This window comes from Mesorhizobium sp. WSM4887, assembly GCF_029625865.1.
In the GTDB taxonomy this organism is placed as follows: Bacteria; Pseudomonadota; Alphaproteobacteria; order Rhizobiales; family Rhizobiaceae; genus Mesorhizobium.
On sequence record NZ_JARTVP010000018.1, the window covers coordinates 1 to 14,199 of the forward strand.

Annotated in this window: 13 protein-coding genes; 4 read left to right on the forward strand and 9 right to left on the reverse strand. The window is 64.8% G+C overall.

The window, feature by feature from the left end; all coding sequences use genetic code 11:
* Window positions 1–190: 190 nt before the first annotated feature.
* From P9230_RS30530 to P9230_RS30555, 6 genes are all read right to left on the reverse strand, one after another.
* Complete coding sequence (locus P9230_RS30530; protein WP_066996130.1) at window positions 191–1,189, reverse strand: ABC transporter ATP-binding protein; 999 nt, start codon at window positions 1,187–1,189, stop codon at window positions 191–193.
* A gap of 15 nt (window positions 1,190–1,204) precedes the next feature.
* Complete coding sequence (locus tag P9230_RS30535) at window positions 1,205–2,266, reverse strand: Gfo/Idh/MocA family oxidoreductase (RefSeq protein WP_278052340.1); 1,062 nt, start codon at window positions 2,264–2,266, stop codon at window positions 1,205–1,207.
* On the reverse strand, window positions 2,263–3,102 hold the full coding sequence (locus tag P9230_RS30540; RefSeq protein ID WP_278121589.1) for a carbohydrate ABC transporter permease: 840 nt from the start codon (window positions 3,100–3,102) through the stop codon (window positions 2,263–2,265). Before P9230_RS30540 ends, P9230_RS30535 begins: the two co-directional genes overlap by 4 nt.
* A gap of 8 nt (window positions 3,103–3,110) precedes the next feature.
* Window positions 3,111–4,040, reverse strand: a complete 930-nt coding sequence (locus P9230_RS30545) for a sugar ABC transporter permease (RefSeq protein ID WP_095799125.1) — start codon at window positions 4,038–4,040, stop codon at window positions 3,111–3,113.
* 228 nt (window positions 4,041–4,268) lie between these two features.
* A complete protein-coding gene (locus P9230_RS30550) occupies window positions 4,269–5,528 on the reverse strand; it encodes an ABC transporter substrate-binding protein (protein WP_067324040.1) in 1,260 nt (419 codons plus the stop codon).
* 52 nt (window positions 5,529–5,580) lie between these two features.
* Entirely contained in the window at window positions 5,581–6,489 is a 909-nt protein-coding gene (locus P9230_RS30555; RefSeq protein WP_127215654.1) for an N-acetylmuramic acid 6-phosphate etherase, read from the reverse strand.
* A gap of 200 nt (window positions 6,490–6,689) precedes the next feature.
* Here P9230_RS30555 and P9230_RS30560 point away from each other — a divergent pair, with 200 nt between their 5' ends.
* The 4 genes from P9230_RS30560 (at window position 6,690) to nagA (ending at window position 10,673) form a co-directional block, all read left to right on the forward strand.
* The gene (locus tag P9230_RS30560; RefSeq protein WP_278121591.1) at window positions 6,690–7,571 is read left to right on the forward strand and encodes an N-acetylglucosamine kinase; all 882 of its coding nucleotides are present in this window, start codon (window positions 6,690–6,692) and stop codon (window positions 7,569–7,571) included.
* Window positions 7,572–7,708: 137 nt separating this feature from the next.
* Window positions 7,709–8,488 (forward strand): GntR family transcriptional regulator, encoded by a 780-nt coding sequence (locus P9230_RS30565; RefSeq protein ID WP_067324046.1) that lies wholly within the window; start codon window positions 7,709–7,711, stop codon window positions 8,486–8,488.
* A complete protein-coding gene (locus P9230_RS30570) occupies window positions 8,485–9,516 on the forward strand; it encodes an SIS domain-containing protein (RefSeq protein WP_278121592.1) in 1,032 nt (343 codons plus the stop codon). The genes P9230_RS30565 and P9230_RS30570 overlap by 4 nt, the downstream gene beginning before the upstream one ends.
* Window positions 9,513–10,673, forward strand: coding sequence for an N-acetylglucosamine-6-phosphate deacetylase (gene nagA / locus P9230_RS30575; protein WP_278121594.1), 1,161 nt, complete (start codon window positions 9,513–9,515; stop codon window positions 10,671–10,673). The genes P9230_RS30570 and nagA overlap by 4 nt, the downstream gene beginning before the upstream one ends.
* A gap of 192 nt (window positions 10,674–10,865) precedes the next feature.
* Here nagA and P9230_RS30580 read toward each other — a convergent pair whose 3' ends face one another.
* From P9230_RS30580 to rpe, 3 genes are all read right to left on the reverse strand, one after another.
* Window positions 10,866–12,392, reverse strand: coding sequence for a malonyl-CoA synthase (locus P9230_RS30580; RefSeq protein WP_278121596.1), 1,527 nt, complete (start codon window positions 12,390–12,392; stop codon window positions 10,866–10,868).
* A gap of 61 nt (window positions 12,393–12,453) precedes the next feature.
* On the reverse strand, window positions 12,454–13,197 hold the full coding sequence (locus tag P9230_RS30585; RefSeq protein ID WP_067324052.1) for a GntR family transcriptional regulator: 744 nt from the start codon (window positions 13,195–13,197) through the stop codon (window positions 12,454–12,456).
* Window positions 13,198–13,459: 262 nt separating this feature from the next.
* On the reverse strand, window positions 13,460–14,137 hold the full coding sequence (gene rpe / locus P9230_RS30590) for a ribulose-phosphate 3-epimerase (RefSeq protein ID WP_066996092.1): 678 nt from the start codon (window positions 14,135–14,137) through the stop codon (window positions 13,460–13,462).
* Window positions 14,138–14,199 lie beyond the last annotated feature (62 nt).

Consider the following 14,199-nt stretch of genomic DNA (forward strand, 5'->3'; position numbering starts at 1 on the left):
CGGATGGCCGTCCGGTTCGAGGCTCAGTCGCTCTTCTCGCACAAAGTCTCCTCCGCGCAGATACAAGGGGTGTTGGAACGATCTCTGCGTTGCAGAAGTAAGCGTCGCACTCCGCTGGAGCACCCCTCATCCGTCTCGGCGCTGCGCCCCGATCCACCTTCTCCCGCAAGGGGAGAAGGGGAGGCCGGCGCTACTTCAACACCCTTCCATCTGCCCCGAACCGATACGTCTTCGCCGGATCCGGCGTTGCATAGAGCGTCGCGCCCGGTTCGGCATTGTAGACGCCGAAGATCCGCACGGTGAGCAGCCCGGCCTTCTCGCAGTCGAGATAGAGATTGGTGTCGGCGCCGAGATGCTCGGCATGCACCACCGTGCCTTTCCAGGCGCCGGATTTTGCATCGACGGTCAGATGTTCCGGGCGCACGCCGACGGTCTTCGCCGTCTCGCCAAGCTTGGCGCCGTCGATGAAATTCATCTTCGGCGAGCCGATGAAGCCGGCGACGAATTCATTGGCCGGCGCATTGTAGAGCTCCATCGGGCTGCCGATCTGCTCGATGCGGCCGGCATTGAGCACGACGATCTTGTCGGCCAGCGTCATCGCTTCGACCTGGTCGTGCGTGACGTAGATCATCGTTGCCTTTAGCCGCCGGTGCAGCTGCGCGATCTCCAGCCTGGTGTTGACGCGCAGCGCCGCGTCGAGATTGGACAGCGGCTCGTCGAACAGGAACAGCTTCGGCTCGCGCACCACGGCGCGGCCGATCGCGACGCGCTGGCGCTGCCCGCCCGACAGCTCCGCCGGCCGCCGCTCGAGATAGGGCTCGAGCGACAGCATCGCGGAAGCGATCTTGATGCGGCGCTCGATCTCGGCCGAAGGCGTGCCGGCCTGTTTCAGGCCGAGCCCCATATTGTTCTTCACCGTCAGATGCGGATAGAGCGCGTAGGTCTGGAACACCATGGCGATGCCGCGTTTTGCGGGCGGCGTGACGGAGACGTCGTCGCCGTCGATCACCACGCGCCCGGAGGTCGAATCCTCTAGCCCTGCGATCACGCGCAGCAGCGTCGACTTTCCGCAGCCGGACGGGCCGACGAAGACGACGAATTCGCCGTCATTGACCTCGAGGTCGATGCCCTTCAGCACCTCGACCGGCCCGAATGCCTTCTTCACGTTCTCGATGTTCAGCGAGCCCACGGCTTCGTCCTTGTTCTAGAGTTTGATTGGCGCGCCGGTGCGCACGCTCTGGTCGGCGGCGAGGCAGACGGCGAGCGACTTCACCGCGTCCTCCATGTGGCGGGTCAGGTCGATGTCCTCGCGGATGGCCTTGAGCAGGAAGGCCTGTTCGAGATCGCAGAGTTCCTGGTGCCCCGGCTCGCCTTCCATCGACAGCAGTTCGTCCTCTTTGATGAACTTTCCGTCCGGCCCGGTCGCGGCGCTGTGCAGGCGGATGGTCGAGGTCTTGGTGTGCGTGTCGATGTCGTCGGACTTCACGCCCTCCTTCATGACGATCGACACAGAGCCTTTGGGCGACATCACGTCCTTCACGAAGAAGGCGGTCTCCGAAACCATCGGTCCCCAGCCGGCCTCGTACCAGCCGACCGAGCCGTCTTCGAACAGCACCTGCAGGTGACCGTAATTATACATCGAGGGCGCCACTTCATCGCTGAGCCGCACGCCCATGCCGCGCACCTCGACCGGTCTGGCGTCGGTGATCTGCAGCATCACGTCGAGATAATGCACGCCGCAATCGACGATCGGCGAGGTGGTCTGCATCAACTGCTTGTGCGTTTCCCAGCTGTGGCCGGAGGACTGCTGGTTGAGGTTCATGCGGAATACGTATGGCCCGCCGAGCTTGCGCGCCTCGGCGATCAGCCGCATCCAGGACGGATGGTGGCGCAGGATATAGCCGATCACCAGCTTCCTGCCGTTGGCTTTGGCGGCATCGACGACGCGCCTGGCGTCCGCCACCGTGGTCGCCAGCGGCTTCTCGACGAAGACATGGCAGCCGGCCTCGAACGCCCGCACCGCATAGTCGGCGTGGCTGTCGGAATAAGTAGCGATGGCGGCGACGTCCGGTTTCTCGTCGCGCAGCACGTCCTCGAAGGAGCGCCTGATGCGATAGCCCGCGAGCCCATCCGGCAGCGGCACCTCGGAACGGTTCACGAGCGCGGCGATCTCGAAGCCCGGGTTGGTGTGATAGGCCAGCGCATGGCTGCGGCCCATATTGCCAAGGCCGGCGACGACGACGCGAAGAGGCTGTTCTGCACTCACTTGACGGCTCCTGACGTGATGCCGCGGATCAGCTGCCGCGAGAAGATGACGTAGAGGATCAGCACCGGCAGGATCGCCAGCGAGAGCGCCGCCAGGATCGCGTTCCAGTTGGTGACGAACTGGCCCAGGAAGAGCTGCGCGCCGAGCGTCACCGTCTTGGTCTCTTCCGACGGCGCCAGGATCAGCGGAAACCACAGGTCGTTCCAGATCGGGATCATGGTGAAGACGGCGACCGTCGCCATCGACGGGCGCACCAGCGGCAGCACCAGCCGGAAGAAGATCGTGTACTCCGACAGCCCGTCGATCCTGCCGGCGTTCTTCAGGTCGTCGGACACCTGCCTCATGAACTCCGACAGGATAAAGATGGCGAGCGGCAGGCCTTGCGCCGTGTAGACCAGGATCAGCGCCGTCAGCGTGTTGACCAGCCCGCTCGCCACCATCAGCTGCAAGATGGCGACGGTGCCGAGGCGGATCGGGATCATGATGCCGAGCGCGAGATAGAGCCCCATCATCGTGTTGCCGCGGAAGCGGTATTCCGACAGTGCGAAAGCGGCCATGGCGCCGAACAGAAGCACGAAGAACAGCGAGGCGACCGTGACGACGAGGCTGTTCTGGAAATAATGCAGAAAGTCGCCCTGGCCGAACACGGTGGTGTAGCCGATCAGGTCGAAAGTTTTCGGCGTCGGCGGCGTCAGCGGCGCGCCAAAAATACCGGCGCGCGACTTGAACGAGTTCATGATGACCAGGATCACCGGGAACAGCGCGATCACCGTGTAGGTCAAAAGGACCGCATGGGCGCCGATGGTGCGGGGAAGCGAATGTGTTGCGGTGCTCATGGCGCGCCTCAGAACTGATAGCGACGCAGGCGCGTCTGGACGAGGAACAGGTAGACGCAGACGCCGGCGAGGATGATCAGGAACATGATCGTGGCGATCGCGGCACCCATGTTGGGATCGCCGACCTGCAGCTGAAAACCGAAGAAGGCGCGGTAGAGGAAGGTGCCGAGAATGTCGGTCGAATAGTTCGGACCGGCGAGCGCCCCTTGCGCGGTGTAGATCAGGTCGAAGGCGTTGAAATTGCCCACGAAGGTCAGGATCGAAATGATGCCGATCGAAGGTAGGATCAGCGGCAGCTTGATCTTCCAGAACTGCGCCATACCAGTGACGCCGTCGCATTCGGCGGCCTCGATCACCTCGTCGGGGATCGACAGAAGCGCTGCATAGATCAGCATCATCGGGATGCCGACGAACTGCCAGACCGAGACGAGGCTGAGCGCGGTGAGCGCATATTGCTCTTTGCCGAGCCAAGGCGTGAACAGGCTCTTCAGCCCGACGAAGTCGAGCAGGTGCGGCGCGACGCCCCAGATCGGCGACAGGATCAGCTTCCAGGCGAAGCCGACGATGACGAAGGACAGGATCGTCGGCACGAAGATCGCGGTGCGATAGAAGGCGGCAAACCGCAGTCTCGGGCTGGACAGCAGCGCCGCCAAGAGGATGCCGATCGGATTCTGCACCAGCATGTGGATGATGAAGAACCAGACATTGTTCCGCAGCGCGTTCCAGAAATTCACCGACCAGTTGGGATCGCCGAACAGCTTGTGGAAATTGTCGAACCCGACGAACACTTGCGCCTGGTTGATGTTGCGGAACAGGGAAAGCTGCAGGGTGCCGAACAGCGGCAGGATCATGACTGCCGTGTAGACCAGCACCGCCGGCGCCAGGAAGACGCCGATATGCCAGCGGATCGGTTTCTTGGGTCGTGTTTGTGCGGCCATGAGTTCGGTCCCCGCCGTCTCTCGGTTCCAGGTCGATGGTGCTTGGCTGATGCCTCGATGCACGGCGGCCTGACTGTCCCCATGATGCGAGGGAACAAGGCCAGCGACAGTGCGGCTTCGTCTTCCCGCAAGGGTGAGGGTAAGACCGAGAGGCGGCGCCGACAATCGCTATTAAATCTGTCCGAAGGCCGGCCGGGCGGCGCCCGGCCGGTTCGAATGGCTAAAGCCTTACTTCGCCGGCTTGTACCAGCTGTCGAGGCCGTCCTGCAGCTTCTTGGCCGCGGCTTCCGGCGTGTCGGTGCCGTTGATCACATTGGCCGATTCGACCCAGGTCTCGTTCTCGAGGTTTGGCGTGCCGCGCGACAGGATCTGGTAGGTCGAGCGGATCGTCGACTTGCACTTGCCGCGCCAGGAGACGAATTCCTGTGCCAGCGGGTCCTCCATTTTCACCGGCGTGTTGTTCAGGCTGAAGAAGCCCGGCAACGCATTGGCGTAGATGTTGGCGAAGTCCGGCGAAGCGACCCAGGACAGGAACTTCTTGGCTTCTTCCGGGTGCTTCGAGGCTGCGTTCAGGCCCATGCCGATATCGGTGTGGTCGGAGATGTAGCAGGTGTCACCGGCCTTCTGCACGGGCGGCGGGAAGGCGCCCATCTTGAACTGCGCCTGGGTGTTGAACAGGCCGATCTCCCAGGAGCCAGCCGGGTAGATGGCGGCGCGGCCGAGCGTGAACAGGTTCTGGCTGTCCGGATAGGTCTGCGCCTCGAAACCGTCGCCGAGATAGGGCTTCCACTTGGCCAGTTCCTTGTAGGGTTCGACCCACTGCGGATCGGTCAGCTTCTGCTCGCCCTTGATCAGCGCCTGACGGCCTTCCTCGCCCTTCCAGTAGTTCGGGCCGATGTTCTGGTAGCCCATGGTCGCGGCTTCCCAAAGGTCCTTCGTGCCCATCGCCATCGGGATATAGGTGCCGTCCGCCTTGATCTTGTCGAGCACGGCGTAGAACTCTTCATTCGTCGTCGGCACCTTGAGGCCGAGCTTGTCGAAGGCGTCCTTGTTGTAGATGAAGCCGTGGATGACCGAAGCCATCGGCACGCAGAAGCTCGACTTTCCGTCGTCGGTCTGCCAGGCGGCCTTGGCGACCGGAGAGAAGTTGTCCATGCCGGGCAGCGACGAGAGGTCGGCGAGGTTGCCCTTCTTGAACAGCTCAAGCGACTTGTCGAAGGGGCGGCAGGTGATCAGGTCGCCCGCCGAGCCGGCAGAGAGCTTGGCGCCGAGTGCCGCGTCATACTCGGTCGGCGCCGAGGGCGCGAACACCACCTTGATGCCGGGGTTCTTGGCTTCGAAGGCCGGGATCAGCTTGTCCTTCCAGATGGTCAGGTCGTCGCCGCGCCAGCTCTCGATGTTGAGCGTGACGTCTTCGGCGAGGGCCATCCCGGTGGTGCCGAGAATGCTCGTGCCGATGAGAAGTGCCGTCAGTAGTTTGGTCGTCATGTCCAGTCTCCCTGTTGACCTTTTTCAGGTTCGGTTTTGATGAGAACAGCGGCTAGCGCGCCTTGCTCCCCTCGATCGCGGAAAGCGCCGGCCTGAGCTTCTGGCCGGTTTTTTCCAGTATCTTCTCGGCCGCATCGGCATTGGCAGCACCCGCGGCGAGCAGAATGGCAGTCTTGACGCCGCCACCGCTCTCTTCGAGCAGGCGCGCCGCATCTTCGCGGCTGCGTCCGCTGATGGCGGCCACCATGCGCACCGCGCGGTCACGCAGCTTGATGTTGTCGGCGGCAAGGTTGACCATGTAGCCGTCATGCACATGGCCGAGATGGACGGCAGCGAGCGTCGACAGCATGTTGAGCGCGATCTTTTGTGCAGTTCCCGCGCCCATGCGCGTCGAGCCGGCGATCAGCTCCGGCGGCGTCTCGAGCAGGATGGCGACGTCGGCCTCGCCGAACAGCGTCGCGCCGTTGTTGTTGGCGATCGCGATCGTCGCCGCGCCCCGGCGCCGGGCATCGCCGATCGCCTGGACGGCATAGGGCGTCGAGCCGCTGGCCGAGATGGCGATCAGGCAGTCGCCCTTGCCGATATTGGCATTCGCGACGGCTGCCGCGGCTTCCTCGGTATCGTCTTCCGGTCCGCCGGCAAGCGTGCGGAACGCCTCGTCGCCGCCGGCGATCAGGATGGCGATGCGGTCCCGCGCTATACCGAATGTGCCGGGAAGTTCCAGCGCATCGGCGACAGCCATCAGGCCGGAACTGCCGGCTGCCGCGTAGGCGAGCCTGCCTCCACCCTTCAATTGTCTGGCGACAAGCTCGGCGGCCTCGGCAATGGCCGGAATGGCGCCGTGCACGGCCCTGGCGGCCTCGATTTGCGCATTGGCGAGGAACGAAAGGATGGCGTCCGGGGCCTGGACATCCAGCCCCGCGGCGTTCTGATGAAGCGCTTCCGTGCGCGTCTCGGCCATCCGCTTTCCTCCAACTGATCGAACAATACCAAAAAAATACCACTTGTCCACATCTCTCATCGCGTTTTCATGCTCCGGAGCGCGTCGGGGACAAATTTCCATGTCTTTTCAATCAAATACGCCTTATTCTTTTTTGAACCGAAATTAACGCTTGGCTATTGGTATTTTATTGGTATTATCCGCGACGAGGAGAAAATCGCGTGAAATTCGTGCTTGGCATCGATGGCGGCGGCACAAGCTGCAGGGCGGCCCTTGCGACCGCCGACGGCGCTGTCGTTGGCCGCGCCAAGAGCGGCGCGGCCAATATCCGCACCGACCTTACCGGGGCGCGCGCAAACATCGTCGAGGCGGCAAGGCAAGCTTTCGTGGCCGCCGGTGAAGATCCGGAGCTGATCCCCGAGACGCCTGCCATTCTCGGCCTCGCCGGAGCCAATGTCGGCACCTACAGGCAGCAGCTGGAAGCGATCCTGCCGTTCAGCAAAAGCCGCGTCGAGACCGATGCCGAGATCGCGCTCGAAGGCGCCGTCGGCTCCGGCGACGGCGCCATGGCGATCCTGGGCACCGGCACCGCCTATATGGCGCGCAAAGCGGGCAAGTCGCGCGCCATCGGCGGCTGGGGTTTCCAGGTCGGCGACCAGGGCAGCGGCGCCCGTATCGGCCGCGACCTGCTCGAGCAGACGCTCCTTGCCTATGACGGCATCCGCCCCGGCTCGCCGCTGACGGATGCCATGCTTGCCGTCTTCCGCAACAATCCCGAGGACGTGGTCGAGTTCACCACCAACGCCAAGCCCGGCGACTTCGGCGGTTTCGCCCCAAAAGTCTTCGAGCATGCCGAAAAGGGCGATCTCGTCGCCAATTGGATCCTCGATAAGGCGGTTGCCGATGTCGAGGCTTCGCTCGGCGCGCTCGAACTCGCCGACGACGCGCCGCTATGCCTGCTCGGCGGCCTGGCGCCGCTCTACGCGCCGCGGCTGTCGGCGCGCTATCAGGCGCTGCTGAAGGCCCCGCTTGACGACGCGCTCGGCGGCGCGGTGCAGATGGCCGCGCGCATCTTCGCGGGCAAATCCGGAGGCGCCCGATGAGCGCCGCCGACCGGATCTTCGCTATGCTGCCGGAGGCGCCGCGATGAGGGCCGCCGACCAGATCTTCGCTATGCTGCCGGAGGCGCCACGATGAGCGCCGCCGACAAGATCTTCGCTATGCTGCCGGAGGCGCCGCGATGAGCGCCGCCGACCAGATCTTCGCTATGCTCAAAGAATCCTCGCAGAGCGGCGCGCCGCTTTACCTGCAGCTGAGAAAAAGCATTGAGGAAGCGGTCAATCGCGGCCTGATCGGGCCGGGTGACGCGCTGCCGTCAGAGCGCGATATAGCCAGCAAGGCCGACATTTCGCGCGTCACTGTGCGCAAGGCCGTGCAGGATCTCGTCAAGGGCGGCATCCTCGTCCAGCGCCATGGCTCCGGCACCTTTGTCGCCCCGCGCATGGAACGTGTCGAGCAGTCGCTGTCGCGGCTCACCTCCTTCACCGAGGATATGGCGCGCCGCGGCATGGTCGTGCGCTCGGCCTGGCTCGACCGCGGCCTCTATGCGCCCTCGCCGGACGAGATGATGGTGCTCGGCCTGTCGTCGAGCGAGCTGGTGGCGCGCGTGGCGCGCCTGCGCATCGCCAACGACACGCCGCTGGCGATCGAGCGCGCCGCGATTTCGGCGAGCGTGCTTCCCGACCCCGAAGCGATCGGCTCCTCGCTCTACGCGGCGCTGGAACTGACCGGCAACCGCCCGGTGCGGGCCGTGCAGCGCATTTCGGCCGCCAATCTCGGCGACGGCGACGCGCGCCTTCTCGAAGTGCCGCCGGGGGTTGCCGGCCTGCACATCGAGCGTATTTCCTATCTGGCGAGCGGCAAGGTGATCGAGTTCACGCGCTCGATCTACAGGGGCGACGCCTATGACTTCGTCGCGGAACTCCGGCTGACCGGGCCGGGAGAGGAGAGCCGGCCATGAGCGCAACCGCCACCCACATGCGGCGCGAGATCGAGGAGATCCCGCAGGCCACCGCCCGCCTGCTCGACGGCTCGGCCAACGTGCTGGCCGAGGCCGGCCGCGGCCTTCGCAAGCGCGATCCGCATTTCGTCGTTACCGTGGCGCGCGGCTCGTCCGACCATGCCGCCACCTTCATGAAATATGCTGTGGAGCTGACAGCCGGCCTCGCCGTCGCTTCCGTCGGCCCGTCGATCGCTTCCATCTATGGCGCGAAGCTGAGGCTACGCGGCTCGGCTTGCCTGGCGATCTCGCAGTCGGGCAAGAGTCCCGACATCGTCGCCATGGCCGAAACCGCGAGAGCCGGCGGCGCGCTCACCGTCGCCATCACCAACACCGCCGACTCGCCGCTGGCGCGCGCCTCGGATTATGCCATCGACATTCTCGCCGGCCCGGAGCGCAGCGTCGCGGCCACCAAGACCTTCGTCAACTCGGCCGTCGCCGCCCTGGCGCTGATGGCGCACAGCACTGGCGATGAGGCGCTGCTTGCTGCGCTCGCCCGCCTGCCGGAGCATTTCGACAAGGCGATCGCCTGCGACTGGATGGCGCTCGCCGCGGCGCTCGAGTCCCCGCGCTCGCTGTTCATCCTCGGCCGCGGCCCATCCTTCGCGATCGCCAGCGAGGCGGCGCTGAAATTCAAGGAAACCTGCGCCATGCATGCCGAGGCCTATAGCGCCGCCGAGGTCATGCACGGGCCGCTGGCGCTGGTCGGGCCGGGCTTCCCGGTCCTGGCGCTTGCTGCCCGCGACGCGTCGGAGCCTTCGGTGGCCGAGGCCGCCGATAGCTTGACGGCCAAAGGCGCGGCCGCTTTCGTCACCTCCGACAAGGCGAAGGCAGCCAGGCGGCTGCCGTATGTCGCAACCGGCCATCCGTTAACCGATCCGCTGCCGCTGATCGTGTCCTTCTATGGCTTCGTCGAGGCCTTCGCTCGCCATCGCGGCCTCGATCCGGATGCGCCACGCAATCTGCGCAAGGTGACGGAAACCGTATGAGCGACCGTTTCGCCCTTACCGGCGCCCGTATCTTCGACGGGGCCGACTGGCACGACGATACGGCCCTTGTCATCAAGGACGGCATGGTCGAGGCCATTCTGCCCACCGGCGCCGTGCCGTCAGGCGTCTCCCGTGCCGAGACCGGTGGCGGCCTCTTGGTTCCCGGCTTCGTAGACATCCAGGTCAATGGCGGTGGCGGCGTCATGCTCAACGACCATCCCGATGTCGCCTCGATCGAGACCATCTGCCGGGCGCACGCGCCCTTCGGCACCACGGCGCTCTTGTCGACGCTGATCACCGACACGCCGGCGATCACCGCCGCGGCGGTCGCCGCCGGCGCCGAGGCCGCCCGGAAGAAGGTGCCGGGTTTTCTTGGGCTGCATCTCGAAGGCCCGCATCTGTCCGTCGCGCGCAAGGGCGCGCATGATCCGGCTCTTATCCGGCCAATGACGGACGCTGACCAGGCTGCGCTGGTCGCGGCGCGTCAGGGCTTGCCGGTGCTGCTCACCACGGTCGCACCGGAATCGGTCCAGCCGGCCCGGGTCACGGCGCTGGCCGCGGCCGGCATCGTTGTCAGCCTCGGCCACTCCGACACCGGCTATGCCACGGCAACGGCCTTCGCCGAGGCCGGCGCCACGGTCGTCACCCATCTCTTCAACGCCATGAGCCAGATCGGCAATCGTGAGCCGGGACTGGCCGGAGCGGCGATCGACACCGGCAGCTTCTACGCTGGCATCATCGCGGACGGAATCCATGTCCATCCCGGCACCATGACGCTTGCACTCAATGCCAAGAAAGGCCCGGGCAGGATCCTTTTGGTCACCGACGCCATGGCGACGATCGGCACCGACATGACATCCTTCACCCTCAACGGCCGTACCATCTACCGCAAGGACGGGAGTCTCAGGCTTGCCGACGGCACGCTGGCCGGCGCCGATCTAGACATGATTTCCGCCGTGCGCTTCGTCCATCGCGTGGTCGGGCTCGATCTCGACGAGGCGCTCCGCATGGCCTCGCTCTATCCCGCCGAAGCGATCGGCCAGGCGCATCGCCTCGGCCGCTTCGCCAACGGCACCGCAGCGGACATTGTCGGGCTGTCGGAAGACCTGGACGTCAAGAATGTCTGGATCGGCGGCGAGAAGGTTTTTGCGGCGTAGGCCTCTTCCTTCGTCATCCTCGGGCTTGACCCGAGGATCCATGCCGTGACCTCTGCGGTGGGGCGCAACGGTGCAGAATTCTGTAATCGTTGCACGCCTTGGCGTTAAGGCATGGCTTCCAGGGTCTTCCCGCGTCGCTTCGCTCCTTGCTCCGCCCTAAAATGACGAAGCTGCCGGGCGTTTGCACTAGTCCTAGCTCTGCGGTCTGGATTGGTAGATATCCTTGTACGCCTCGCGCAAAACGTTCTTCTGCACCTTGCCCATTGTGTTGCGCGGCAATTCGTCGACGAAGATCACCTGCTTTGGATGCTTGTATTTGGCCAGCCGCCCGGCAATGGCGTCGGCGATATCGGCTGCGCTGATTGCCGAGCCCGGCTTGCGCACCACGACCGCCGTGACGCCTTCGCCGAAGTCGGGATGCGCAACCCCGATCACCGCGCTTTCGGCAACGCCGGCAAGCGCGTCGATCTCGCTCTCGATCTCCTTGGGATAGACGTTGTAGCCGCCCGAGATGATCAGGTCCTTGCCGCGGCCGACGATGTGGACATAGCCGCCGGTGTCGATCAGGCCGAGGTCGCCGGTGATGAAGAAGCCGTCGTCGCGGAATTCGGCCTTGGTTTTCTCTGGCATCCGCCAATAGCCGGCAAAGACGTTCGGGCCCTTCACCTCGATCATGCCGATCTCGCCCTGGGCTAGCGGCTTGCCGCTTTCGGGGTCGGCGACGCGCAGCGTGACACCCGGCAGCGGAAAGCCGACCGTGCCAGCGCGCCGTTCGCCGTCATAGGGATTGGAGGTGTTCATGTTGGTTTCGGTCATGCCGTAGCGTTCGAGGATGGCGTGGCCGGTGCGCTCGCGCCAGGCATTATGCGTCTCGCTAAGCAACGGCGCCGAACCGGAGATGAACAGCCGCATGCGGCTGGCCGCCTCCTTCGTCAGGCCCTGCTGCTGCAGGAGCCGCACATAGAAGGTCGGCACGCCCATCAGCGCGGTCGCGCGCGGCAGAATCGAAATCACACGGGCCGGGTCGAACTTCCGCTCGAACAGCATCTTTGCGCCGGCCATCAGGATGACGTTGGTCGCGACGAACAGGCCGTGCGTGTGGAAGATCGGCAGCGCGTGGATGAGCACATCATCGCTGCTGAAGCGCCAGTAATCCACCAGCACGCGCGCGTTGGAGGCGAGGTTCTCGTGGCTGAGCATGGCTCCCTTGGAGCGGCCCGTCGTGCCCGATGTGTAAAGGATGGCGGCAAGATCGTCGGGGCCGCGCTCCAGATCCGCAAAATCCGCCGGCTGCAGCGCCGCACGGTCCGCAAGCGTGCCCTGTCCGTCGCGGCCTAGCGTCAGCGTCGCCGCCCCCGCCGATGCGGCAAGCGGTTGCACATCCTTCACCTTTTCCGGATCGCACACGACCAGCCGCGGCTCCGCGTCGCGGAAGAAATAGTCGAGCTCCGGCAGCGTATAGGCGGTGTTGAGCGGCAGGAAGACGGCGCCGGCGCGCAGACAGGCGAGATAGAGGAGCAAAGCTTCAGGGGTCTTCTCCACCTGCACCGCGACGCGATCGCCGGGCAGCACACCAGCGGCGACCAGCGCGTTCGCAAACCGCGCGGACCGCGCCAGCATGTCGGCATAGGAAATCGAACGCCCGTCATCCGTCTCCATCAGCACTTGGCCAGGCGCCGGCATGCTGGCGCGAAACGCGTCGAACAGGTGATTGGTCATGTCGTCCCCTGGCGTCGAAAGCTCGGCCAGAGCGAATATCAGATTTGTCAGCGATGGGCAGCTATTTGCGACCGCGCGCGGCCTTGCCTGCGCGAGCCCGCGGACCGTCGCCTGGGCTGAGCTGCGCCATGCACATCTCCGCCGTCAGGCGGTAGTGACTGAGCAAGGCCTCGACCGCGCCGTCGGCGTCGCCGTCCATGGTCCGCTCGGCAATCGTCCGGTGCTCGCCGAAGTCGTCGCGTTCGGAGCCGGGGCCGCGCTGCGAGATCAGCCGGTAGCGGGAGGCCTGGTCGGAAAGCTGGTCGCAAAAGCCGATCAGCCAATGCGAGCGGCAGGCGCAGATCAGCGCGCGATGAAAGGCGCGGTGCAGCTTCTCCCATTCCGGATTGTTGGTTGCCGGGTCGTCGGGCCGGCGGCGTTCGGCGCGCGCCAGGCGGTGCAGGGCGAGCACCAGCTGTTCTTCCCATTCCGCGGTGCGGTGCGCAATGGATTCGCGTAATGCGCGTTCTTCCAGCCAGCACCGCGTGCGGGTGAGCTCCTCCAACTCGGCCGCGTTGACCGGCATCACGAAGAAGCCGCGCTGGTCGTGGCGGCCGAGCAATCCCTCGGCGGCCAGACGGTTCAGCGCCTCTCGCACCGGCGAGGCGCCGGCGCCATACCGGGAAACGACCCATTCGACGCGCAGCTTGCCCTCGGCTTCCAAAGCTCCCCGCAGCAAGTCCTCGCGGAGCTGATGGTAGACCGAACTGGCCAGCGTGCTCTTGGCACCCTTGCCTTCGCCCGTATCGGCGTTCCCGTATGGCAATTTGACTCCTATTGCCGGCCCCTGTTTTGCAGGGCCCCTCGGCCAAGCAATTTCATACGATGTATCTTGCAGCCGAGCACTGCCGCCTAAAAACGTATGATGGCGATATTCGTACTTTAAGACAAGGCGGGGTCAATTATCGAATAAAGTAAAATCCACTTGAAAAAAGGCTGACGTCAGTGGGAGACTTGACATAACTCGGTATACTGAACAGCCCTTAGTTAGCGAGGCGGCTTTTGGTAGGAACGCACTGTCGACGTCTTTAACGGGCGGCCTTGTCGGCGGCTGAGCGGATCGCTTCGATATTTGCCCGATAGGTTTCTACTGTGCCGCCTTTGAAAATGGCCGCGCCGGCCACCAGCACGCCGGCGCCGGCGGCCGTCACCAGCGGCGCCGTTTCCGGCGAGATGCCGCCGTCGATCTCGATGCGGATCGGGCGCTCGCCGATCAGCGCCTTGACCTTTCGCACCTTGTCGACGATCGCCGGGATGAAAGCCTGGCCGCCGAAGCCGGGATTGACGGTCATGATCAGGATGAGGTCGAGCCGGTCGAGCACATATTCGATCGCCGTTTCCGGCGTCGCCGGGTTGAGCGAGACACCGGCCTTCTTGCCGAGACCTTTGATGGTTTGCAGCGATCGGTCGAGATGCGGGCCGGCCTCGGCATGCACCGTTATGCCGTCGCAGCCGGCCTCGGCAAAGGCCGCCAGGTAGGGGTCGGCAGGCGCGATCATGAGATGGCAGTCGAAGAAGGTTTTTGTCCGGTTGCGGATCGCCTTAATCACCGGTGGGCCGAAAGTGATGTTGGGCACGAAATGGCCGTCCATCACGTCGAGATGGATCCAATCGGCTCCGGCCGCCGCGACCGCTTCGACCTCGTCGCCGAGCTTCGAAAAGTCCGACGCCAGCACCGATGGTGCGATCAGGGTCTTCTTGCTCATGAAAGGCTTCTCCCGGCATCCTCATCGGCGCGCTGGGCTGCGCGCTGGCACGCGGGTCTGCC

Excerpts from the sequence above, each read along its gene's own strand:
- rpe (WP_066996092.1), bottom strand. The coding sequence starts at position 14,137 with ATGAGCAAGAAGACCCTGATCGCACCATCGGTGCTGGCGTCGGACTTT.
- P9230_RS30545 (WP_095799125.1), bottom strand. The coding sequence starts at position 4,040 with ATGGCCGCACAAACACGACCCAAGAAACCGATCCGCTGGCATATCGGC.
- P9230_RS30570 (WP_278121592.1), top strand. The coding sequence starts at position 8,485 with ATGAGCGCAACCGCCACCCACATGCGGCGCGAGATCGAGGAGATCCCG.
- P9230_RS30540 (WP_278121589.1), bottom strand. The coding sequence starts at position 3,102 with ATGAGCACCGCAACACATTCGCTTCCCCGCACCATCGGCGCCCATGCG.
- P9230_RS30580 (WP_278121596.1), bottom strand. The coding sequence starts at position 12,392 with ATGACCAATCACCTGTTCGACGCGTTTCGCGCCAGCATGCCGGCGCCT.
- nagA (WP_278121594.1), top strand. The coding sequence starts at position 9,513 with ATGAGCGACCGTTTCGCCCTTACCGGCGCCCGTATCTTCGACGGGGCC.
- P9230_RS30565 (WP_067324046.1), top strand. The coding sequence starts at position 7,709 with ATGAGCGCCGCCGACCAGATCTTCGCTATGCTCAAAGAATCCTCGCAG.
- P9230_RS30550 (WP_067324040.1), bottom strand. The coding sequence starts at position 5,528 with ATGACGACCAAACTACTGACGGCACTTCTCATCGGCACGAGCATTCTC.
- P9230_RS30555 (WP_127215654.1), bottom strand. The coding sequence starts at position 6,489 with ATGGCCGAGACGCGCACGGAAGCGCTTCATCAGAACGCCGCGGGGCTG.